The sequence below is a fragment of the Streptomyces buecherae genome (assembly GCF_014295035.1).
Classification (GTDB): Bacteria; Actinomycetota; Actinomycetes; order Streptomycetales; family Streptomycetaceae; genus Streptomyces; species Streptomyces youssoufiensis.
Genome location: NZ_CP060404.1, coordinates 919,715 through 940,531 on the forward strand (window position 1 = coordinate 919,715; position 20,817 = coordinate 940,531).

The following is a 20,817-nucleotide window of genomic DNA, read 5'->3' on the forward strand; positions in this document are numbered from 1 at the left end:
CGGGCTGAACACGGGCCCACTCCGCACGGCTTCGCCGGGCGGGCCAGCGCGCGAACGGTGGCGTGTCCCCGCCCGGTCAGGGCGGCGGGCGCCCAACTGGCGGGGCCCGGCAGACCGAAGGAACGACGAACCTCGACATGAGCACGACGACAGTGGAGCGCCCCGCTCCCAGCGGCCTCACGGCCGCCCGCCGACGGCGGAGCGTGGGCCTGGGCGCGCTGGTGGTGGTCCTCGTCGTCGCCGCGGGGCTCTCGTTGGCGGTCGGCGCACGCGCGCTCAGTCCCGCCGAGGTCTGGCACGGGCTGTTCGGGTCGCCCGACGCCGATCAGCGGCTCACCGAGATCAGGCTCATCATGCGCACCGTGCGGGTCCCCCGGACGGTGCTCGCGGTCGTGGCGGGTCTCGCGCTGGGGGTGGGCGGGGCGCTGATCCAGGGGTACACGCGCAACCCCATCGCCGACACGGGCCTGCTGGGGGTGAACGCCGGCGCCTCGTTCGCGGTGGTGACGGTGATCGCGGTGTTCGGGTTCACCGACCCGCTCCAGTACGTCTGGTTCGCCTTCGCCGGGGCGGCGGTCGCCGGCGTCATCGTCTTCGGCCTGGCGAGCATCGGCCGCGGGGCGGGCAACCCCCTGACACTCGTCCTGGCCGGACAGGGCATCACCGTCTTCCTCACCGCGATGACCACGGGCATCGCGCTGTCCGACCAGACGTCGCTGAACGCGCTGCGGTTCTGGAACTCGGGCTCGGTGGCCGGCGTCGGATTCGACGTCATCTGGCCGGTGGCCGGGTGCGTGGCCGCCGGCCTGGTGCTGGCGGCGATCACCCTGCCCGCCCTCAACCTGCTCAACCTGGGTGAGGACGTGGCGCGGGGGCTCGGGGTGAACATCGCGGCGAGCCGGACCCTCGGCATCGTGGCCATCACCCTGCTCGCGGGGGCGGCCACGGCGGCGTGCGGACCCATCGCGTTCCTCGGCCTGATGGTGGCCCACGTGGCGCGGTACCTGACCGGCCCGGACTACCGCTGGCTGGTGCCGTACGCGGGTGTGCTCGGCGCCGTCGTCCTGCTGGTCTGCGACATCGTGGGGCGCCTGGTGGTACGGCCGGGCGAGTTGGACGCGGGGGTGGTGGTCGCCCTCCTCGGCGCCCCGTTCTTCGCGGTGTTGGTGTGGCGAGGGAAGTTCAAGAGCGCATGAACGCGGCAGACGTGAAGACATCGGTGGCGCCGGGCGTGCGGCTCGGCCCCCTCTCGTTCGTGTGGCGGCCCTGGCTCGTACTGGTGACGCTGGTGCTGGCGGCGGCGACGTTCCTGCTGTTCTGCCTGTCCATCAGCGTCGGGGACTTCGCCATCAGCCTCCCCCGGGTGATCGCCACCGTCTTCGGTCGGGGCGAACAGATCGACGAGTTCGTGGTCATGGACCTGCGCATGCCGCGCGCCCTGGCCGGGGTCGTGGTGGGGATCGCGCTGGGGGTCTCCGGGGCGATCCTCCAGTCACTCGCGCGCAACCCGCTCGCCAGCCCGGACGTGCTGGGCATCACCGGCGGGGCCAGCGCGGTCGCGGTGTTCCTGGTGACGGTCTCCGGCGGCACCACGGCCGCGGTCGTCAGCTCGGTCGGCCTGTCGGCGGCGGCGCTCGCCGGCGGCCTCGGCACCGGGCTGCTCGTGTACTTCCTGGCCTGGCGGCGCGGGATCGACGGCCTCCGGCTCATCCTCATCGGCATCTCGGTGAGCGCCGTCATGGAGGCGGTGACGACCTGGCTGCTCGCCTCGGCAGACATCAGGGACGTGGCCAAGGCCCAGGCGTGGTTGGTCGGCTCGTTGGACAACCGCTCCTGGAGCGAGGTGCGGGTGGCGCTGTGGTGCACGCTCGTGCTGTGCGTCGTCGTGGCCGCGGTCGCCTTCCAGTTCAAGCCGATGCACCTGGGCGACGAGGTCGCCGCCGGCCTGGGCGTGCGGTACGGGCGGGTGCGGGCCGTCCTGATGTTGTGCGCGGTCCTGTTGGCCGCCGCCGCGGTGAGCGCGGCGGGACCGGTCCCGTTCGTCGCGCTGGTGGCGCCCCAGGTGGCGATGCGGCTGGCGCGCTGCCCGACGCCGCCGATGGTGGCCTCCGGCCTGGTGGGCGCGCTGCTGCTGATCGGAGCCGACCTGGTCGCGCGCACGGCCCTGCCGATCTCGCTCCCGGTGGGCGTGGTCACCGCCGCGATCGGCGGCCCGTTCCTCGTCTACCTGCTCGTACGGGCGAACCTCAGATCATGACAAGCGGCAATGGCGAAGCTCAGCAAGGGGGGCTTGTGGACGCTCAGTTCGGCACCACGACCGAGTCCGGCGCCGGGGGCGCCGTGCGGTTGGCCGCCAGGGACATCACGGTCGGGTACGGCGGCCAGACGGTCATCGACGGCCTGGACGTGGCGATCCCGCCCGGCGTGGTCACCACGATCATCGGGCCCAACGGGTGCGGGAAGTCGACCCTGTTGCGCACCCTGACGCGGCTGCTCAAGCCGGCCAGGGGGGCGGTCGTGCTGGACGGCGAGGACATCGCCAGGCTCAGGACCAGGGACGTGGCGAAGAAGCTCGGCCTGCTGCCGCAGGCGCCGGTCGCGCCGGAGGGACTGACGGTGTCCGACCTGGTCGCCAGGGGGCGGCACCCGCACCAGAGTTGGCTGCGGCAGTGGTCGTCGGACGACGCGGACATCGTGGAGAAGGCGCTGGCCATGACCGGGGTGTCCGAGTTGGCGCAGCGCCCGATCGACTCGCTGTCCGGCGGGCAGCGCCAGCGCGTCTGGATCTCGATGACCCTGGCCCAGGGCACCGATCTGCTGCTGCTCGACGAGCCGACCACCTACCTGGACCTGGCGCACGCGATCGACGTGCTCGACCTGGTGGACGACCTGCACGAGTCCGGGTGCACCGTGGTCATGGTGTTGCACGACCTCAACCTGGCCACGCGCTACAGCGACCACCTCATCGTGATGCGGGCGGGCTCGATCCTGGCGCAGGGGACCCCACGGGAGGTGATCACCGCCGAACTCCTGGAGGAGGCGTTCGGGTTGCGCGCCAAGGTGATCGACGACCCGGTGGGCGACCGGCCGCTCATCGTGCCGATAGGCCGTACGCACGTCCGGCTCGATCCGTAGGCCCGGCGCGCGGCAGACCGCACCCCGGCGGCCGGGCGCGCGAACCAGCCACCCGTACGACCGCCGCCGGCGGCCCATCCACGCCGACCGCCACCGGACTTGGCCTGGCCACGGGCCGGAACGAGCCCCCTGGGCGGGCCGACAGCGGAGGGCACCCGTTAGGCTAGGCTGGCCTAAATTAACGGCATATCGTATGGCCGCCCCGCGGGGTCGCCGTGGACAGTGCGAAAGCAAGGGATGACGCATGCCTTTCCCCCGAACGATGCTGGCAGGCCCACGGCGGCGGATAGCGGCGGCGCTGTCGGCCGCGGCCCTCGGCGTCACCCTTCTCGCGGGATGCGGTTCCGACACCTCGGACAAGGAGAGCGACGCCGGCCCGGCGGCCGGTGGCGGCACCTTCCCGGTCACCGTGGAGCACGCCTTCGGGTCCACGGAGATCACCAAGGCCCCGCGCCGCGTCGTGACCGTGGGCTACACGGACGACCAGGCCGTCCTGGCGCTCGGCGTCAAGCCGGTCGGCATGGTCGACCAGTACCCGAACCCGGCGGGCAAGTCCCCCGACATCAACACCCAGTGGCCGTGGGTGAAGGACAAGTGGGGCGACACCCGCCCCGAGGTCATCATGGAGAACGGCGACTCGGGCCCCAACTACGAGAAGATCGCCTCGCTCCGGCCCGACCTGATCATCGCCGTCTACTCGGAGATCGACAAGGCCGCCTACGACAAGCTCTCCAGCATCGCCCGCACGGTGGCCCGCACCAAGGGCGAGAAGGAGCCGTTCAGCGCCCCGTGGCAGGACAACGCGGTGCACATCGCCAAGGCGCTCGGCAAGGAGGACGAGGGCACCAAGCTGGTACGGGGCATCGAGGGCAAGCTCAGCGCGGCGAAGAAGGCACACCCGGAGTTCGCGAACCAGAAGGCCGTCGTGATGTCCTGGTACAAGGACTCGGTGGCCCCCTTCACCTCCACCGACGTGCGCGGACGACTGGTGACGGGCACCGGCTTCACGTACCAGACCGAGATCGACAAGATCGCCGGCGGTAGCTTCTCCACCGTGCTCTCCCCCGAGCGCATCGACCTGGTGAACGTCGACCGCATCTTCGTCATCAACGACAAGGCCGACACCGAGGCGCTCAAGAAGTTCAAGCTGTTCGCCAACCTGCCCGCCGTCAAGCAGAACAAGGTGTCGTACCTGTTGGACAGCGAGGGCCCGGCGGTCGGTGCCGCCATGTCCCAGGGCACGCTGCTGTCCCTGCCGTACGCGATCGACGAGCTCGTCAAGTCGGTCAAGTAGGGATGGCACGCCAACCCCTGGGCCGCCGGCCCGGCCCGGTGCGGGGATGACCGGCGCCGACCCCGGTGTCGCCGCGGCGACGCTGCGTACGGCGAGCGGGCGCGAGGCCACCCGTTGGGTGGCGGCGCACTGCCGACAGATCCCGTGGCTGACGGCCGCGACCGCTGCCACCACGGTGGCCGGGGCCGCGCTCCAGGTGCTGCCGCTGCTCCTGCTGGGCCGGGTGGTGGACGGGGTGGTGGCCGAGGAGTCCCGCTCGGTGCTGGTCACGGTCGGGGGCCTGATGGTGGCCGCCGCGCTGCTCGGCGCGGCGGCCACGGCCGCCTCGACCTACCTGATCGGGCGGTTGGGCGCCGATCTGCTCGCCCACCTACGTGAGGGCGCTGTCCGCGCGGTGCTCGGGATGCCGAGCGCGCGCGTCGAACAGGTCGGCCGGGGCGACGTGCTCTCCCGCGTCGGCGACGACGTGGCCATCCTGTCCAAGGGCATCCGCACGGCCGTGCCCACGGTGTTCTCGGCCGGCGTGCTGGTCACCATCGCCACCGTGGGCATGTTCGGGTTGGACTGGCGACTCGGCCTGGCCGGCGCCGCCGCGCTGCCCGCCTACGCCCTGGCCCTGCGCTGGTACCTGCCCCGCTCCGCGCCGCTCTACCGGCAGCAGCGGATGGCCCAGGCCGACCGCGCGCAGGCGTTGATCAGCGGCCTGAACGGGATCGACACGGTCCGCGCGTACCGCCTTGAGGACGCCGTCCGCGAGGAGGTGACCCGCGCGTCGTGGCGGGTGCGCGACCTCGGCGTCGAGGTGTTCCGCTTCTTCGGCCGGTTCGTCGGCCGGGAGAACCGCGCCGAGTTCATCGGCCTCACGCTGATCGTGGTGGTGGGTTACGCCCTGCTGGAGGCCGACGCGGCCAGCCTGGGCGAGGTGTCGGCGGCCCCGCTGGTCTTCCACCGGCTCTTCACTCCGCTGGGCGCCATCATGTTCACCTTCGACGAGGCGCAGAAGTCGGGCGCCAGCCTGACCCGCCTGGTCGGAGTGGTCAAGGAGCCCGCGGCGGACCGGTTGGTGGGTCACGCCGCACTCGCGCCCGCCGACGCCGGGCCCCAGCCGGTGACGGTACGCGGGCTGACCTTCCGCTACCCCGACACGGAACAGCCGGTGCTGCGCGAGGTGAACCTGACCATCCCGGCGGGCGGTTCGCTCGCCCTGGTGGGGGCGACGGGCGCGGGCAAGTCGACACTGGCCGCGCTGGTCGCGGGCATCGGCACCCCGCAGCACGGTTCGGTGCGCGTCGGACCGTACGACCTGGCCGAGTTGGACGAGGCGGGGGCGCGGGCGCTGGTGAGCATCCTGACGCAGGAGACGCACGTGTTCTCGGGCACGCTCGCCGACGACCTGCGGCTCGCCGCGCCCGAGGCCAGCGAAGCCCGACTGCTGGCCGCCCTACGCACGGTCGGCGCCGACGGCTGGGTGGACCTCCTCCCCGACGGGCTGCACACCCTGGTCGGCGAGGGCGGCGAACGCCTCGACGGCACCAAGGTCGCCCAACTCGCCCTGGCCAAGCTGACGTTGAACGACTCCCCGGTGGTGGTGCTCGACGAGTCGACCGCCGAGGCCGGCAGCGAGGGCGCCGCCGGCCTTGAGCGGGCCGTACGGGCCGCGTGCGCCGGCCGCACCGCGCTGTTCGTCGCGCACCGGCTGACCCAGGCGATAGCGGCCGACCGGATCGCCGTCCTCGACGCGGGGCGCGTGGTGGAGGAGGGCACGCACGACGAGTTGGTGGCCCTGGGCGGCCAGTACGCGCGGCTGTGGCGCGCCTGGCGCGAGGGCGGCTAGGTGCGGCCCCCGCGCACAGCGCCACCGAAGGCCGGGCCCGCCCGGTGGCCCGACGCCCGCACCCGACCCACACCGCGCACCCCGCACACCCTGGAGGCGATGGCCCCGTGCTGAAGACCGCTGCCCGCCGGCGGCCCCGACCCGGGGCGGACATCCTGCGGACCGCGCTGCGCCGCAACCTGGGCGCCATGGCCGGGGGCACCGTCCTGATGGGCCTGTACCAGGCGGGCGAGACGGCCTTCCCGATCGCGCTCGGCCTCATCGTCGAGCACGCGCTGCGGGACCGGAGCCCGGCCGCGCTCGGCCTGTCGATCGGCGCCCTCGCGGTGATCATCACGACGGTGTCGCTGTCGTGGCGGTTCGGGATGCGCGTCCTGCAGAAGGCCAACACGACCGAGGCCCACCACTGGCGCGTCCGGGTGGCCGGCTGCGGGCTCCAGCCAGTGGCCAGGGACGTGGACCTCAAGTCCGGCGAGGTGCTGACCATCGCCACCGAGGACGCCGACCAGACCGCCGACATCATCGAGGTGGTGCCGCTGCTGGTCAGCTCCCTGGTCGCGGTGGCGGTCGCGGCCGTCGCGCTGGGCCTGGCCGACCCGCGACTGGGCCTGCTGGTGATCGTGGGCACCGTCGCGATCCTGTCGATCCTGGCCGTCATGTCGCAGCGGATCGGCGCCAGCACCCGGGAGCAGCAGACGCGGGTGGCGCGGGCGGGCGCCAAGGTCGCGGACCTCATCATCGGCCTGCGCCCGCTGCACGGCTTCGGCGGCAACCACGCGGCGTTCGCCTCCTACCGGAAGGTCAGCACCGACGCGCGGGAGCAGGCGATCACGGTCGCCAGGGTGCACGGCGCCTACGAGGGCGTGGCACTGGGCCTGAGCGCGGTCCTGGCCACCGCCGTCTCCCTGACGGCGGGCTGGCTGGCCTTCGGCGGCCAGATCACCATCGGGGAGCTGGTCATGGCGGTGGGCCTGGCGCAGTTCATCATGGAGCCGCTCAAGCTGTTCTCGGAGATGCCCAAGTACGTGATGATCGCGCGCGCGTCGGCCGAGCGGATGGCGCTGGTGCTCACCGCGCCGCCGGCGATGGTGCCGGGCACCCGGCGCCCGGCCCCGGGTGGTGGGCTCGCCGTCGACGCCGTGCGCTACGGGTCGCTGCGCGGGCTGACGTTCGAGGTGCCGGCCGGCGACTTCGTGGCCATCGCCGCCTACCAGCCGCGCGCGGCGGCCGAGTTGGCGTCCGTCCTCGCGGTGCGCGTCGCGCCGGGGGCGTACGAGGGGGTGGTGCGGGTCGGCGGGCAGGCCCTCGCGGACCTCTCGATCGAGGCGGTCCGCGCGCACCTGCTGGTGAACCCGTACGACGGGGAGGTCTTCGCCGGCACCCTGCGTACGAACATCGACCCGTCGGGCACCAGCGCGTTGGTGGCCGAGGCCGTCGAGGCGTCCCTGCTGACGGACGTGGTGGCCCTGCACCGCGACGGCCTGGACTACGCGGTCCGCGATCGCGGGGCCAACCTCTCCGGCGGTCAGCGGCAGCGGCTGTCCCTGGCCCGCGCGCTCGCCGCCGACGCCGACATCCTGGTGCTGCACGACCCCACGACGGCCGTGGACGCGGTCACCGAGCAACTCATCGCGCGCAACCTGGCGCGGTCGCGCCGCGGCCGTACCACGATCGTCATCAGCGGTAGCCCGGCCCTCCTGGACGTCGCCGACCGCGTCCTGGTCCTGGACGACGGCGTCATCGCCGCCGAGGACACCCACCGCGCCCTGCTCGCCAACGACGCGCGGTACGCCGCGGCCGTCGCCCGCTGACGTACCCGTGTTCCTCGGGGAGTTGGCCGGGCTTGGTCACCAGGGCCGCCGCGCGAGGGGCCCCGCCGCCACCGCGGGTGGCGGCGGGGTGGTTCCCGCGAGCCGGCGGTCGGGCGGTCAGTCCTGGTGCCTGACGCGCACGTCGCGGATCTCGACCTCGCCGTAGTTGTCGTCGGCGCACGGGGACGAGTTGCCGCAGTGCGCCTGGGTGTAGGCGCCGGTCTTGAAGTAGTTGCTGGGGTCGGAGTGGGCGATGGTGGTCTCCAACCTGCCGTTGAAGTACACCTTGACCTTGCCCTTCGCGACCACGTAGCGGACGGTGAAGACCGTGCCGAGCTGGTAGTCGTCGGTGATCAGGTGGTGGTGGGTGGTGTCACCCTTGGTGACGTAGAGCTTGGTGCCCTCCAGGCGCAGGGCGGTGACATCGTCGTCGCCACCGTGGATCTGGGCGCCGACGACGTGCGGCTTGTCCTCGGGCAGGTGGGTGAAGGCCTCGCGGACGGTCATGGTGTGCTTGCCGGAGGTCGATGACCACTCGATCTCGTCCGAGCCGTCGCTCTCCATCTCCCGCAGTTCGGTACGGGGGTTCTTCGACCCGCTGGTCGTCACGCCGTTGACCGGGGCGCGGAACCTGACCGCCTTGCCGGACCTGGTGACCGTGAAGTATGGGTCCTTGGAGTAGCCGTCGAGTTCGGGTTGGAAGATCTCCGTGGGCTTCTCCTCCTCCCCGATGGGCAGCGTCACCTTCCAGTTGCCGAGGTCCAGCACCTCGGACGGCAGGTCGGCACGGCCGCCTTGGGTGGTGGCCCGCGCGCCGGGGCCGGCCGGCGCGTCGGCGGCCTGCACGGACACCGGCGCGACGAGCGCCGTCGTGAGGGCCGCGACCGGCAGGGCGGACACGAGAGCCAGCCGGCCGCGCCTGCCCCACCCAGAGCGTGCGGAGTCGTTGTGTGTCACGGGGTCTGTCCTCCGTCGTTACGAGGGGGATGTCGCCCCGGGTGGGCCTGCGCCAGGCCCACCCGGAACGTGTCGGGGGTGACGTTAGGACCGGGTGGTGGGGACGGGTCCCAAAACGCCGACGCCGTGGCCAAGGTGACCGGTGCGCGGGCGTCAGCCGGCGCCGGGGGCCTCACCGACGCGGGAGCTGGGCCACCCGAACTCGTCCTCCATCAGCTCCAGGTCCGGCGGCACCAGGGTGGTCGAGGCCACCAGCCCCCGGAGCAGGTTGTGCAGGAGGCTGTTGTCGGACGGGCGCTCCTCGGGGTTGTCGTGCATCAGCGGGTACTTGAAGCCGGTGCGATGCAGCCGGCGGCGTACGGCCTCCACCCGGTACTCGATCTTGCGGACGGTCCACCCGGCGTCCGGGCGCAGATAGGCGAGCTGCTCGGCGGCCCGGCCATACGTCAGCGGGCGCGGGTCCGGCTCGTACTCCAGGTAGTGCTGGCCCAACACGACCAGCAGCAGCCGCTCGTCGTCGCTCAGCGCCCACCGCTCCGGCTGGACGGTGTCCGCCGACCGGCTGGAGACGGGCCCCCGGTCGTCGTGGTCGGTGACGTACAGCTCGACGAGGTGTTCCCGATGGCCCGAGCCCTGTACGAACAGGGGCGTGTAGCCGGTGGCGAGCGGGATCGGCTCGGAGGTGGCGTGCATCATCCGGCCCCGGGGCAGCCGCACGAGCTGTTGCCCGATGTTCCGCAGCCACCAACCCCCCTGCCGGTACGTCAGCTCCCCGTGGCGCCGGCTCACCCGCCGGTCGTCCACGCCCACGCCCAGGTCCGTGCCCGGCTTGTCACCGCGTCCGAAGCGCACGGTCAGGCCCAGCCGGGGCGGGGCGGTGAGGTCGCCGCTGACCGTCCGCGCGTGCAGGGTGCCGGGCCGCCCGGGCGGGACACCGCGCGCCAAGCTGTCAGAGCCGCTCATCGCCCTCTCCTCAAGGTCGTCGTACCGCCTGAGCAAGGCGTCCGGGTCATGGTCCACCCGCCGTCGCGGGACCCCTCCCGACGGCGCGTCTCCCGGCCGGCGGACCCCACCCCTGACGGCGAACAGGGGTGTCCCCCTCGCAGTGTGCCAGCCGATCATGGCCCCGGGTGAGGGCCTGTTCGCCACCATGTGAGACACGCTCCGGGCCGATTGGGACAGGTGTGCCCAGGCACGGTGCGACAGCCCGGGGAATTACGTCGGAAACGGAGAGTGCCGCGCCCTGTACGCAGTACATTCGGTCCGCACCCGTGGCCCGCGTACCGGTCAACACCAGTGGTTCCGGCCTTTCGTGAGGGGAGTGTCGCTGTGCACCCGGGGGAGAAGGTGGGCAAGTACCGGCTCACGATGGGACCCGTGGAAGGCGGTCGGGGGGCCGTCTGGTTCGCCGTCGACACGGAGTTGGCCCGCAGCGTCGTCCTCAAACGCGCCCGGCTGGAGAACAGCGGCCCCGGGGCCTTCGAGGAGTTGCTGGCCGAGGCGCGCGCGCTGGCCAAGTTCAGCCACCCGCACGTGGTGACCCTCTACGACGCCGTCCGCACGGGCCGGGACAAGCGCGCCACGTTCTGGCTGGTGATGGAGCACGTGCGGGGCGGCAGCCTGGACGTCCCGGTGAAGCTGGCTCCCGAGCACGCCGCGGCCATCGGCGCGCAGATCGCCGACGCGCTGGCCGCCCTGCACGCCAAGGGGCTCGTGCACTGTGACGTCAAGCCGGGCAACATCGTGCTGACCGAGGACCGCGTGGCCAAGCTGGCCGACTTCGGCGCGGCGCACCGGGTGGACTCCAGCGCGACGATCACCCCCAACGGGCCGCTCAGCCTCACGCCCGCCTACGCCGCCCCCGAGGCGTTCCGTGGGGCTCCCGAACGGGCTTCCGACGTCTTCTCGCTCGGCGTCACGCTGTACGTGCTGACGACCGGGACCCCGCCGCTGCGCGGCCCCGGACACGTGGTGCGGCTGGAGGCCATCAGCCCGCACATCGGGCCGCTGAGCGCCCTGATCACCGCGATGCTGCACACCGACCCGCGGGCCCGGCCCACCGCCGCCGCGGCGCACCAGGCACTCACGGACCTCGCGGGCGGAGCGCGGGACCTCGCCACCCTCCCCCTGGGCCTGGTCGCCAGGGACTGGCCCGACCCGCCCGACGGGTCCACCCTTCCCGCACCGCCCCGCCTGCTCCCGCCGGCCGCCCTACGGCGCAACCCGCTGCTCGCGTTCGGCGCGCTGGCCGTGGCGGCACTCGCCGTCGCCGTTCCCCTGCTGTTGCTGAGCCTGTCCGACGGCGACGGCAACGGCGCCGAGGCCCAGGCCGCGCCGTCGCCGAGCAGTCCGTCCGCCACCGACCCGGCCTTCCTCGGCGAGCCCCGGACGGCCGACCCCTGCGCACTGCTGGACGCCAGGGGGTTCGACGCGTACGAGGCCACCGAACTCGACCGCCACCAGGGCAACTTCAACCGCTGTGACGTGCTCCTGCTTGAGGGCAACGACGACGTCGTGGACGTCCGGGTGGAGCTCGACGCCGACGAACTGCCCGAGGGCGAGAAGAGTCGCACCACGGGCCGGGTCACCGTCGTGGAACCCGCCGTCGAGCGGGACAAGTGCGAACGGGCCCTGTCGGTCACCGGCGCCCGCGACAGCAGCCTGCGGGTCACCGTGGCCGCGCGGGAACCCGACCAGGTCAAGCAACACCTGTGCGACACCGCCGAGATCGCCACCCGGTACGCGGTCAAGGTGCTGAACGACGGGGAAGTCCCCCGACGGGACGGCGACTTCGCGGCCAATTCACTGGCCCACCAGGACGCGTGCACGCTGCTCGACGTGGCGGCCCTGGCGAAGGTGCCCGGCGTCGACGCCGGGGACCCGGACGCCGGGTTCGGCCACTGGGCCTGTCAGTGGAAGTCGACTACCGCGGACATCGAGGTGGACCTCCAGTTCGACCAGGGCAGGCTGCCGAGCGGCAAGGACACCGAACGGACCAAGGTGGGCGACCGCTCGGCCGTCGTCCTGCCGGACTACGACGGCGCCGGCTCCTGCCGCATCGAGGTGGTCCACCGCCCGTACATGGGGCCGGATCGCATGGAGGGTACGGAGCGGGTGGCCCTCACCGCCAAGGGAGACGACCTCAAGGGCTCCGCCCCCTGCACGCTGGCCAAGGACCTGGCCCGTTCGGTCGTCGCGTCCCTCCCCCCGGCCTGACACCCCACGCGCCCGCTCCCACCCGCACGCCTCACCCCGTCACGGGCAGGGTCACCTGCCCGCCGCAGCGGTCACACCTCGGCAGGTAGGGGTTGTCGCTGGCCGCCAGCGCGCACGCGGAGCAGAGCAACTGACCGCACGCGGTGCAGATCAGGGCCACGCCCTCCAGCGCGCCGTCGTGGCTGACCGTCACGGACGACGCGAACTGCGGCGCGACCCTGAGCGTCCTGGCGCACCGGCCGCACTCCACGGTCTCGCCGTCGGCCAGGCCGTGGTCGACCCACGGCCTGGACCCGGCCGTTTCCCCGGACGGCGCGGGGCGCCTCTTCTTCCCGTTCCTCCGAAACAGGCCCATGGCTTCCTCCACTTGGTCGGGGGCCCATCACAGCCGCACCCGCTCGGGACCGGTCCGCAAGCCGGTCCCCCGCACTTCCGCGCACTCCCCCGAAACCCTCCACGCCCCGGCCACCGCTCGGCCGACGGCTGTTCACGAGCGGGGGCACAACTGTGCCGCTGGACAACTCGTCTCACCGGGTGACCACGAGCACCGTCGCGCACCGCATCCTCGAAGGGGCCCCACCGCATGCGCACTCACCGCACTCTCGCCGCCACAGCCGCCCTCACCCTCGCCCTGGCCGGCGCCACCCTCGCCGCGTCGGCCGCCGCCCAGGCCACCACGGCCACCACGGCCACCACGGCCACCACGGCCAGCGTCGTCCACCGGGACGGCGAACTCTGGTACAAGGCCACCCCCGGGCAGCGGAACGAGCTGACGGTGCGGGAGGAGATCGAGGACCGCGGGGAGTTCGAGTCGTACTACGTGCTCACCTTCCACGACCGCTACGAGATCGCCATCGACGCGAGCGCCGCGAGCACGGACGAGTGCGCGTACCCGACACCGGGCGACCGGACCACCGTGCGCTGCGCGGTCCTGATCCCGCAGAACTCGGACGACTCGGACAGCTACGACGTCAGCCTCGGCGACCTGGACGACACGGCCACCCTGGAGCCGGACAGCCACGCGTGGGCCGGGGTCTACGGGGGTCAGGGCAACGACGTGCTCAGGGCCTCCGCGTCCGCCATGCTGTACGGCGAGGAAGGCGACGACCGCCTCGACGGCGGCGGCGGCCCGTTCGGCTTCGGCTCCGACGGCGGCCCGGGCGACGACACCCTCACCCGCTGCGGGCAGGACTGCTTCGGCGGCCCCGGGAACGACGCCCTGACCGGCACCCACGAGGAGAACACCCTGCACGGCGACGACGGCGACGATGTCCTGCGCGGCGGGGGCGGCGCCGACGTCCTCTACGGCGGCAGGGACGACGACCAGCTCCACGGCGAGGCGGGGAACGACACGCTGTGGGGCAACAGCGGTGACGACGTCCTGTGGGGCGGCCAGGGCACCGACAAGCTCTCCGGCGGCCCCGGCCGCAACGAGCTGCACCAGGACTGAGCGACGACGACCGACGGGCGGGCGGTTCGCGGCGGGTGTGCTCGCCGGTTGGCGGATGTCGGCTGCCCCCTGCCCCTTCCTGCTTCCTGCGACCCGTAGCCCGTCCCCCGGCCGCCTCCCGCGTGGCCGCGGTCACGGGCTACGGGTGATGGGCTACGGGTGATGGGTTACGGGTTACGGGTTACGGGTTACGGGTTACGGCAGGGTGGGCGGGGACGCGGGGTGTAGGCGCGCGGCCGGCGGCAGCGGCGCGGGGGTTCCCGCGTCCGGCGCGGCGCGGAACGCCTCGACCAGGTAGGCGGCGAAGCGGCGGGAGGCCGCGAGGCGGGTGGCGGGCGGCGCGTCCTGGACGCCCCGGTGGGCCATGAGCATGAGGACCAGGTCGTCGACGACGAAGTCGGGGCGCAGTCGCCCGGCCCGCTGGGCGCGGCGGGCCACCTCGGTCACCGCGCGCAGCGTGTGCTCCCGGTCGGCGGCGAAGTCGGCGGCCTCCGGGAAGGCCGTCATGAAGGCGTCGGCGAACCCCCGGCTGTGCGCGTGGAGTTCGCAGATCCGCTCGACCAGCTCCCGGAACCCCTGCCACGGGTCCGGGTCCGCGAGGGCGTCCCGGACGGCGGTGTGGCAGGCCCGGCGTTGCGCGGCGAAGGTCTCCGCGATCAGCGCCCGCTTGGTCGGGAAGTGCCGGTAGAGCGTGGCCGGGCCGACGCCGGCGCGCCGGGCGACCTCGCGCATGGGCGCGCCCAGGCCCTCGTCGCCGAAGACCGCGCTGGCGGCCTCCACCATGCGCGCTCGGTTGTCGCGGGCGTCGGAGCGCGCCGGGTGAGACAAATGACCGGTCATCCCTTCTCACTTTAGCCAACCGGACGGGGGCGCCGGTTACGTTCGCGGCGCGGTGCCACCCCGCCCGCGCCGTGCGGTGCCGGGGTAGGACCGACGCGCTCCGCGCACGACCCTCTCGGCCGTGCGCCGCCCCCTTCCCCCGCTTCGAGGAGTCGCCATGCAAGCCGTCGTGATCAGGACGTTCGGAAGCCCGGACGGTCTGGAGGTGGTCGACGTACCCGTGCCCGACCCCGCGCCGGGCCAGGTGCGGATCGCCACGGAGGCGATCGGGGTGGGCGGCGTGGACGCCGTGATCCGCCGGGGAACGCTGGCCGCTCACGGCTTCCGGGCGGGCCACCTGCTCGGCAGCGAGGTCGCGGGCCGGGTGAGCGCCGTGGGAGAGGGCGTGGACGCCGCGTGGACCGGGCGGCGGGTATGGGCCTTCACCGGCCTGTCCGGTGGCTACGCCGAGCAGGCCGTCGCCGCGGTCGAGGAGGTCCTCCCGCTGCCCGCCGGCCTGACCTGCGCCGACGCGGTGACTCTGGGCGCCTCCGGCGTGGTCGCCCACTTCGCCCTGGACCGGGCCCGCTTCGCGCCCGGCGAGACGGTGTTGGTGCGCGGCGCGGCGGGCAGCATCGGGCTCACGACGGTCCAGCTCGCGGCCGGCGGCGGGGCCGGTGCGGTGGTGGTCACCACCGCGTCGGCCGAGCGCGGGGCCCGCCTGCGGGAGTTGGGCGCGACGCACGTCCTGGACCGGTCCGGCGCGGGAGGTCCGGACGCGCCGCACGGCTTCGACGTGGTGATCGACGTCGTGGCGGGCCCGCGACTCCCGCACTTCATCGACCGGTTGAACGCCAACGGGCGGTACGTGGCGGTCGGCGTGGTCGGCGGGCAACCGCCGGCGGACTTCGGCGGGCGGCTGGTGGACGCCTTCCGCAGGTCGCTGTCGTTCGCCACGTTCAGCTCCGACACCGTGCCCGGCCCCGCCCGACAGGCCGTGCGGTCGGCCCAGTTCGCCGATGCCGCCCGCGGGGTACTGCGCACGGTCGTGCACGAGGTCCTGCCGCTGAGCCGGGCGGCGCTGGCCCACCACGCGATGGACGCGGGCACGGTGTTCGGCCGGGTGGTGCTGACCCCCTGAGCGCGGCCGACGCGGCCCGTACGACCCGCGTCGTGCTCGGCCGGGCCACCACGGGTGCGCGTACGGCGTCTCGGCGACTCTTCGGAGGGCCCGGAAGAGACGCGGGGCCGCCGGGGAGTTCGCGGGCTCGCCGCCGGCGCGGGTCAGGGGTCGAGGTGTCGGAGGGTGAACTCGGGCAGGGCGTACGGGCCGGCCTGGGGTGCGGTCGGGTCGGCGGGGAGGTCGGCGCCGGGGATGTGCTCGCGGTAGCGCTCGGCGTCGTCGACGGGGACGTAGTCCAGGACCGCCGGGTCGGGCAGTTCCCAGAATCGGCGGGTGTTGGCGGACACGGCGTACACCGAGGCGAAGCGGGTGGTGGGTGGGGCCGTGAGCGCGGCCCGGACGTAGCCGACGGCGTCGCGCGGGCTCAACCAGGTCGCCAGGTGGCGGGGCTCGCTGGGCGTGGTCTCGAAGCTGCCGATCCGCAGGCAGACGACGGACAGGCCGAACTTGTCGGCGTAGAGCCGCCCGAGCGCCTCGACGGCCACCTTGCTCACGCCGTACAGGCCGTCGGGGCGCACCGGCTCCCCCGGGCCCGTGTGGTGGCCCGTGGGGTAGAAGCCGGTCACGCGGTTGCTGCTGGCCAGCACCACCCGCTCGATCCTCGCGTGCCGGGCCGCCTCCAGGACGTGGTGGGTGCCGAGCACGTTGGCCTCCACCAGGTCCGGCAGGGGCGCCTCGTCGGGGACGCCCCCCAGGTGCAGCACGCTGTCGGCCCCCGCGAGAGCCGACCGCATGGCGGACGCGTCGCGCAGGTCGACGGTGCGCACGTCCTCGTGCGGGCGCTCCGCCCGCAGCGGGACGCGGTCGATGAGGACCAGGCGTCGCGCCTCGTCCCGCAGGGCTTCCCGTACCACGGTCCCGATGGTCCCCGCGGCACCCGTGATCGCCACCGTTCCCAGTTCCACCGCGCCTCCCGGCGTTCGACACCTCCCGCATCCTCGCCGCTGGCGCGTTCGCCGGCAAGGCGGGCGCGGGGCGAAACCGGCAGGCTCGGGCCGGGCGGGCACGCGCATCAGCGCATGTCTGACACCGTCGACACCGTCTGCCGTGGCGCCGCACCCCGATGCCATGATGATCGGCTACGGCGGACCTCCGTGGGCGGGCGCCCGGCCGACCGGCGGTGGCGCCCGCCCACGCGCCCGCCTCCCGGACCGTGCCGCCCGACGGAGGAGAGCTACGTGACAGACCTGAAGCGACAGGAAGCGGCGAGTCCGGAGGTGCGGCGGCGCGTCCAGGAGAGCTTCGACCGCCAGGGGTTGATGAGCCACCTCGGTGCGCGGATATCGCACATCGCGCCGGGCCGCGTGCACATCGTGCTCCCGGCCCGCCCCGAAGTCACCCAGCAGAACGGCTTCTTCCACGCCGGAGCCACCAGCGCCATCGCCGACAGCGCCGGCGGCTACGCCGCGTACACCCTGTTCCCCGAGAACGCGGACGTGCTCACCGTCGAGTACAAGGTCAACCTGCTCGCGCCGGCCACCGGCGACCACATCGAGGCGGTCGGAACCGTCATCAGGTCCGGACGCACCCTGACGGTCTGCCAGTTGGAGGTGTTCGGCGTCCAGGGTGACGGCGAGCGAAAGCCCGTCGCCCACGGGCAGCAGACACTGATCCGGCTGGATCGCCCCGCGGAATAGGCGGTCGGCGCGGGCTGGGCAGGTGGGCGCCCGGCCGTGGGGCGGACTCCCGCGCGGGCCGAAGCGCCGTGGGTCACGCGTCGACGGGGTGCCAGGTGGGGCCGTCGTCGCCCGGGCGCACGCGTCCGAACACCACGTCGGCGAAGTGGACGCCGAAGCCGATCGTGCCGGGCTCCTGGAGTTCGGCGACAAGTTGGCGGCGGAAGTCGGCGGACTGCGCGCTGTCGTGGTCGGACCAGACGGACCACTCCGGGTGGCCGATCTGGATCGGCGAGTGCATGGCGTCGCCGAAGGCGATCAGCCGGCGTCCGCCCCCGCTGACGACGTAGGCGGTGTGGCCGGGCGTGTGGCCGAGGAGGAAGCGGACCCGGACGCCGGGGAAGATCTCCTGGCCGTCCGTCACCGTGCGCACCCGCGGCTCCAGCGCGGCCAACGTCTCGGGGCTGGTGCCGTGCGCCGCCAGCAGGTCGCGCTGGGCCCACTCGGGCTCGGCGACCAGGTAGTCGGCCCCGGTGAAGGCGGGCCGGTCGGCGCCCGGCGCGCGGTGCGCGGCCCAACCGAGGTGATCGACGTGCAGGTGCGTGAAGGCCACCGCCTCGATGTCCGCGGGGCGGTGGCCGAGGCGGGCCAGGTTCTCCAGGAGGGCGCCGCCGTACGTGGCGCCGATCGGGCCGTCCGGCTGGGCGGGCAGCGACCGAGGGCCGAATCCGGCGTCGATCAGCAGTGCGCGGCCCTCCGCCTCCACCAGCAGCCCGCCGATTCCGGCCACGAGGTAGCCGGCGTCGTCCAGGTACCCGGGGTGGGTGGCCCACACGTCCTCGGTGGTGTCGGGCAGCCAGCCGCGCGGGGCGAGTTGGACCGCCCCGTCCGGCACGTACGTCACCTTCGTCCCGCCCAGCTCCAGCGAGCGGAGTTCGGACGGCCGGCGCAGCCGCTCGGCCTGGTGCGATGCGGTGGTGCTCATGGGTGCTCGTTCCTTCCCGCGGACGACGTCTCCGCGAACGACTTCTGCGCACACGACAAGGGCGATCACCGCCGGCCGTTGGCCCGCTGGGCATCGGCCGGCGACGTCCCGGAAACCGTATGCATCAAGCTTGAACTATGCAAGCTTGCAATATTCAGGCTGGATGCTTTTGCTACGATTGGCCGCATGACACACCCGGAGACGCAGGCCATCGCCGAGCGGGAACTGTGCGGCCTGATCAACGGGATGGCCCACCAGATCGCGGAGCACGTACGGCAGCGCGCCGTCAGCCTGGGCCTGACCGCTCCCCAGGCGACGGCGCTGCGCGAGTTGACCGGGCCGATGACGATGCGCGAGCTGGCGGAGCGCATGAGTTGCGAACCCTCCAACGCCACTTTCGTCGTGGACAAGTTGGAGAAGCGGTCGCTGATCGAGCGCCACCCGCACCCCACCGACCGCCGCGCCAAGCAACTGGTCCTCACCCCGCAGGGCACCGCGCTGCGCGAGCGACTCCTCGAACTGCTCAGCTCGGAATCCCCGCTCGCCGGCCTGTCGCAGGAGGAGCGAGCGACCCTGCGACGCCTGCTCGCCCAGGCCACCACCCACCCCTGACACGACGCCGCCAGCGACGTCACGAGCGACGTCGCGAGCGAGCGCCGCCAGGTGGCCGACGCCAGGAGTCGCCGACGCCGCCGGCCGCGCCCGGGCGGCCGAGATCGCCGCCCGGCCGTCCGCGGCGCCCAACCCCGGCGACGCCCACACCTCTTCCGTGGATGTGCGAGGTCCCCACGGGCCCGCGATAGTTTCGGGATGTTCCCCCGCCCGCCCCAGAGGCCGGGGGTGGTGAGCGCCCGACCACCGGTCCGTACGGCCCCTTGGCGTCGACGCCGAGGGGCGCACACCGGTCCGGTAGATGCCCCAGACGTCCTCCCCTTCACCGACCTCTAGGCGCCTCCGGGGCCGTGCGGTCGAGCGGTCGTGTGCGTGGCGTCAGCCGGTCTCGTCGTGCAGGTATTCGGTGAGCGCCTTGCCGGGGCGGAAGGCGGCGGTTCCGTTCTGGTCGTGGAAGCTTCCGAAGCTCCCGAGGGTGACCGTCTCGCCCTCTCTGAGCGCGCCGGCGATGACCCCCGGGCGGTCCATGGTCCCGAAAACCGTGTCGAGTACCCGCTCGACCTCTTCCGGAGCGAGCCGCCGCCCGCCGCCGTCAGCGGCCGTCTCACCCGTGGTGGTGCTGACCAACTGGGACTTGTCCATCCGTGGCACCCGCTCCCGATCCGTCGTAGCCGTACGCCTTGCGCTCCACGATCGCGGCCGACCGGCCGCCGCGCACCTTCGACCGGGCGTGCGGTGGGACGCCAGGGCCACGAACGACGCCCGGGCCGGGCACGCCCCCGCCCGTGTCCGGCCGCGCGACGATACCGGGCGCGGGCGGGGCCAATCGGCGGATGTCGCGATGCGGGACCTTCCCCGGTGTGGCCAAGGTGGTCGTGTGCCGCCGGGGTCGGGTGGCCCGGTCGCGGAGCGTGGAGTGGGAGTCGCCGGTGACGAACATGAGCCCCTTGCGGGGACGGCTGGCCGTGGTCACCGGCGCCGCGCGCGGTGTGGGGGCCGCCACCGCGCGCGCGTTGGCGCACCGCGGCGCCCGGGTGGCGCTGCTGGGCCGCGAGGAGTCGACGCTGGCGGCGGTGAGCGGACCGTTGCCGGGCGATGTGCGGTGCTGGGAGGTGGACGTCACCGACGACGCCGCCATGGCGCGGGTCGCCCAGGACATCCGGGGCCGGATGGGCCCGCCGTCGGTGGTGGTCGCCAACGCGGGGATCGCCGAGGGCGGACCGTTCGTGACCTCCGACCCGGTGACCTGGCGCCGCACGGTCGAGGTCAACCTCATCGGCAGCGCCGTCACCGCCCGCGTGTTCCTGCCCGCGCTCCTCGACACCCGCGGCTTCTTCCTCCAGATCGGCTCCCTGGCCTGCTTCGGCACCTCGCCCCTGATGAGCGCGTACTGCGCCTCCAAGGCCGGCGTGGAGGCCATGACGCACGCGCTGCGCGCGGAAGTCGCGCATCGCGGAGTGGACGTGGGCATCGCCTACCTGAACTGGACCGACACCGACATGATCCACGACGCGGACCGGCACGCCGTGCTGCGGGAACTCCGAGCCCACATGCCGCGCCCGGCCCGACGGATCCATCCCGTCGAGGTGGTCGCCGCGCGGTTGGTGGGGCAGATCGAACGGCGGTCGGCCACGGTGTACATCCCCGCCTGGCTCCGGGCCGTACAGGTGGTGCGGGCCGCACTGCCCCCCGTGGTCACCTGGGTCTCCCGACGGGAGCTGCCCCGGCTGGAGCGGGAGTCGCACCTGGAGGCCACCGGCCCGCTGGGCCCCGGCGGTCACGCGGCCCGCGAGCGCGGCGGCTCCCCGGCCCCGCGCGGATGACGGGCCGCAGCGGCCCGGCCGGCCCCTGCGCCAGACCCCGGGCGCAGGCGCGCCCGCACGGGCAACCCGCGGGTTCCGCCAA

19 protein-coding genes are annotated in these 20,817 nt (G+C 73.5%); 12 read left to right on the forward strand and 7 right to left on the reverse strand.

Annotated elements, in window-relative coordinates; translation table 11 throughout:
- The first annotated feature begins 137 nt into the window (after positions 1-137).
- From H7H31_RS03215 to H7H31_RS03240, 6 genes are all read left to right on the forward strand, one after another.
- The gene (locus H7H31_RS03215) at positions 138-1,196 is read left to right on the forward strand and encodes a FecCD family ABC transporter permease (protein WP_187087628.1); all 1,059 of its coding nucleotides are present in this window, start codon (positions 138-140) and stop codon (positions 1,194-1,196) included.
- Positions 1,193-2,257, forward strand: coding sequence for a FecCD family ABC transporter permease (locus H7H31_RS03220; RefSeq protein WP_187117733.1), 1,065 nt, complete (start codon positions 1,193-1,195; stop codon positions 2,255-2,257). The genes H7H31_RS03215 and H7H31_RS03220 overlap by 4 nt, the downstream gene beginning before the upstream one ends.
- 35 nt (positions 2,258-2,292) lie before the next feature.
- Positions 2,293-3,135 carry an ABC transporter ATP-binding protein gene (locus H7H31_RS03225; RefSeq protein WP_232109661.1) on the forward strand — a complete coding sequence of 281 codons (843 nt, stop codon included), beginning with the start codon at positions 2,293-2,295 and terminating at the stop codon, positions 3,133-3,135.
- Positions 3,136-3,379: 244 nt separating this feature from the next.
- A complete protein-coding gene (locus H7H31_RS03230) occupies positions 3,380-4,429 on the forward strand; it encodes an iron-siderophore ABC transporter substrate-binding protein (protein ID WP_187117734.1) in 1,050 nt (349 codons plus the stop codon).
- Positions 4,430-4,475: 46 nt separating this feature from the next.
- Positions 4,476-6,263: an ABC transporter ATP-binding protein gene (locus H7H31_RS03235; protein ID WP_187117735.1), complete on the forward strand. Its 1,788-nt coding sequence runs from the start codon at positions 4,476-4,478 to the stop codon at positions 6,261-6,263.
- 188 nt (positions 6,264-6,451) lie between these two features.
- Entirely contained in the window at positions 6,452-8,074 is a 1,623-nt protein-coding gene (locus H7H31_RS03240; protein WP_187118205.1) for an ABC transporter transmembrane domain-containing protein, read from the forward strand.
- Between the two features lie 117 nt (positions 8,075-8,191).
- Here the strand turns inward: H7H31_RS03240 and H7H31_RS03245 are convergent, their stop codons facing one another.
- Together H7H31_RS03245 and H7H31_RS03250 are read right to left on the reverse strand one after the other, a co-directional pair.
- Positions 8,192-8,974, reverse strand: coding sequence for a polysaccharide lyase family 7 protein (locus tag H7H31_RS03245; RefSeq protein WP_232109662.1), 783 nt, complete (start codon positions 8,972-8,974; stop codon positions 8,192-8,194).
- Positions 8,975-9,184: 210 nt separating this feature from the next.
- Entirely contained in the window at positions 9,185-9,994 is an 810-nt protein-coding gene (locus tag H7H31_RS03250; RefSeq protein WP_187117736.1) for an FHA domain-containing protein, read from the reverse strand.
- Positions 9,995-10,399: 405 nt separating this feature from the next.
- Between H7H31_RS03250 and H7H31_RS03255 the strand changes: the two genes are divergently transcribed.
- Positions 10,400-12,247 carry a serine/threonine-protein kinase gene (locus H7H31_RS03255; RefSeq protein ID WP_187118207.1) on the forward strand — a complete coding sequence of 616 codons (1,848 nt, stop codon included), beginning with the start codon at positions 10,400-10,402 and terminating at the stop codon, positions 12,245-12,247.
- A gap of 31 nt (positions 12,248-12,278) precedes the next feature.
- On the opposite strand, the gene H7H31_RS03260 is transcribed toward H7H31_RS03255, so the two are convergent.
- Entirely contained in the window at positions 12,279-12,602 is a 324-nt protein-coding gene (locus tag H7H31_RS03260; RefSeq protein ID WP_187117737.1) for a hypothetical protein, read from the reverse strand.
- A gap of 228 nt (positions 12,603-12,830) precedes the next feature.
- Between H7H31_RS03260 and H7H31_RS03265 the strand changes: the two genes are divergently transcribed.
- Positions 12,831-13,697, forward strand: a complete 867-nt coding sequence (locus H7H31_RS03265; protein ID WP_187117738.1) for a calcium-binding protein — start codon at positions 12,831-12,833, stop codon at positions 13,695-13,697.
- Between the two features lie 195 nt (positions 13,698-13,892).
- On the opposite strand, the gene H7H31_RS03270 is transcribed toward H7H31_RS03265, so the two are convergent.
- Positions 13,893-14,537 carry a TetR/AcrR family transcriptional regulator gene (locus H7H31_RS03270; RefSeq protein WP_187117739.1) on the reverse strand — a complete coding sequence of 215 codons (645 nt, stop codon included), beginning with the start codon at positions 14,535-14,537 and terminating at the stop codon, positions 13,893-13,895.
- Between the two features lie 157 nt (positions 14,538-14,694).
- Between H7H31_RS03270 and H7H31_RS03275 the strand changes: the two genes are divergently transcribed.
- Positions 14,695-15,657: a zinc-binding dehydrogenase gene (locus H7H31_RS03275; protein ID WP_187117740.1), complete on the forward strand. Its 963-nt coding sequence runs from the start codon at positions 14,695-14,697 to the stop codon at positions 15,655-15,657.
- A 143-nt stretch (positions 15,658-15,800) separates the two neighbouring features.
- Here H7H31_RS03275 and H7H31_RS03280 read toward each other — a convergent pair whose 3' ends face one another.
- The gene (locus H7H31_RS03280) at positions 15,801-16,604 is read right to left on the reverse strand and encodes an NAD-dependent epimerase/dehydratase family protein (RefSeq protein WP_232109663.1); all 804 of its coding nucleotides are present in this window, start codon (positions 16,602-16,604) and stop codon (positions 15,801-15,803) included.
- Between the two features lie 354 nt (positions 16,605-16,958).
- Here H7H31_RS03280 and H7H31_RS03285 point away from each other — a divergent pair, with 354 nt between their 5' ends.
- Positions 16,959-17,336: a PaaI family thioesterase gene (locus H7H31_RS03285; RefSeq protein ID WP_187118208.1), complete on the forward strand. Its 378-nt coding sequence runs from the start codon at positions 16,959-16,961 to the stop codon at positions 17,334-17,336.
- Positions 17,337-17,409: 73 nt separating this feature from the next.
- Here the strand turns inward: H7H31_RS03285 and H7H31_RS03290 are convergent, their stop codons facing one another.
- Positions 17,410-18,300, reverse strand: a complete 891-nt coding sequence (locus H7H31_RS03290; protein WP_187117742.1) for an MBL fold metallo-hydrolase — start codon at positions 18,298-18,300, stop codon at positions 17,410-17,412.
- 186 nt (positions 18,301-18,486) lie between these two features.
- Here H7H31_RS03290 and H7H31_RS03295 point away from each other — a divergent pair, with 186 nt between their 5' ends.
- Complete coding sequence (locus tag H7H31_RS03295) at positions 18,487-18,912, forward strand: MarR family winged helix-turn-helix transcriptional regulator (protein ID WP_187117743.1); 426 nt, start codon at positions 18,487-18,489, stop codon at positions 18,910-18,912.
- A gap of 378 nt (positions 18,913-19,290) precedes the next feature.
- On the opposite strand, the gene H7H31_RS03300 is transcribed toward H7H31_RS03295, so the two are convergent.
- Positions 19,291-19,554 (reverse strand): HU family DNA-binding protein, encoded by a 264-nt coding sequence (locus H7H31_RS03300; protein ID WP_187117744.1) that lies wholly within the window; start codon positions 19,552-19,554, stop codon positions 19,291-19,293.
- Positions 19,555-19,850: 296 nt separating this feature from the next.
- Here H7H31_RS03300 and H7H31_RS03305 point away from each other — a divergent pair, with 296 nt between their 5' ends.
- Positions 19,851-20,735, forward strand: a complete 885-nt coding sequence (locus H7H31_RS03305) for an SDR family oxidoreductase (protein ID WP_187118209.1) — start codon at positions 19,851-19,853, stop codon at positions 20,733-20,735.
- Positions 20,736-20,817 lie beyond the last annotated feature (82 nt).

Coding starts and splice junctions, on each gene's coding strand:
- H7H31_RS03230 (WP_187117734.1), top strand. CDS start 3,380: ATGCCTTTCCCCCGAACGATGCTGGCAGGCCCACGGCGGCGGATAGCG.
- H7H31_RS03215 (WP_187087628.1), top strand. CDS start 138: ATGAGCACGACGACAGTGGAGCGCCCCGCTCCCAGCGGCCTCACGGCC.
- H7H31_RS03295 (WP_187117743.1), top strand. CDS start 18,487: ATGACACACCCGGAGACGCAGGCCATCGCCGAGCGGGAACTGTGCGGC.
- H7H31_RS03305 (WP_187118209.1), top strand. CDS start 19,851: ATGAGCCCCTTGCGGGGACGGCTGGCCGTGGTCACCGGCGCCGCGCGC.
- H7H31_RS03255 (WP_187118207.1), top strand. CDS start 10,400: ATGGGACCCGTGGAAGGCGGTCGGGGGGCCGTCTGGTTCGCCGTCGAC.
- H7H31_RS03265 (WP_187117738.1), top strand. CDS start 12,831: ATGCGCACTCACCGCACTCTCGCCGCCACAGCCGCCCTCACCCTCGCC.
- H7H31_RS03235 (WP_187117735.1), top strand. CDS start 4,476: ATGACCGGCGCCGACCCCGGTGTCGCCGCGGCGACGCTGCGTACGGCG.
- H7H31_RS03285 (WP_187118208.1), top strand. CDS start 16,959: ATGAGCCACCTCGGTGCGCGGATATCGCACATCGCGCCGGGCCGCGTG.
- H7H31_RS03290 (WP_187117742.1), bottom strand. CDS start 18,300: ATGAGCACCACCGCATCGCACCAGGCCGAGCGGCTGCGCCGGCCGTCC.
- H7H31_RS03270 (WP_187117739.1), bottom strand. CDS start 14,537: ATGACCGGTCATTTGTCTCACCCGGCGCGCTCCGACGCCCGCGACAAC.
- H7H31_RS03250 (WP_187117736.1), bottom strand. CDS start 9,994: ATGAGCGGCTCTGACAGCTTGGCGCGCGGTGTCCCGCCCGGGCGGCCC.
- H7H31_RS03275 (WP_187117740.1), top strand. CDS start 14,695: ATGCAAGCCGTCGTGATCAGGACGTTCGGAAGCCCGGACGGTCTGGAG.
- H7H31_RS03240 (WP_187118205.1), top strand. CDS start 6,452: ATGGCCGGGGGCACCGTCCTGATGGGCCTGTACCAGGCGGGCGAGACG.
- H7H31_RS03300 (WP_187117744.1), bottom strand. CDS start 19,554: ATGGACAAGTCCCAGTTGGTCAGCACCACCACGGGTGAGACGGCCGCT.
- H7H31_RS03220 (WP_187117733.1), top strand. CDS start 1,193: ATGAACGCGGCAGACGTGAAGACATCGGTGGCGCCGGGCGTGCGGCTC.
- H7H31_RS03260 (WP_187117737.1), bottom strand. CDS start 12,602: ATGGGCCTGTTTCGGAGGAACGGGAAGAAGAGGCGCCCCGCGCCGTCC.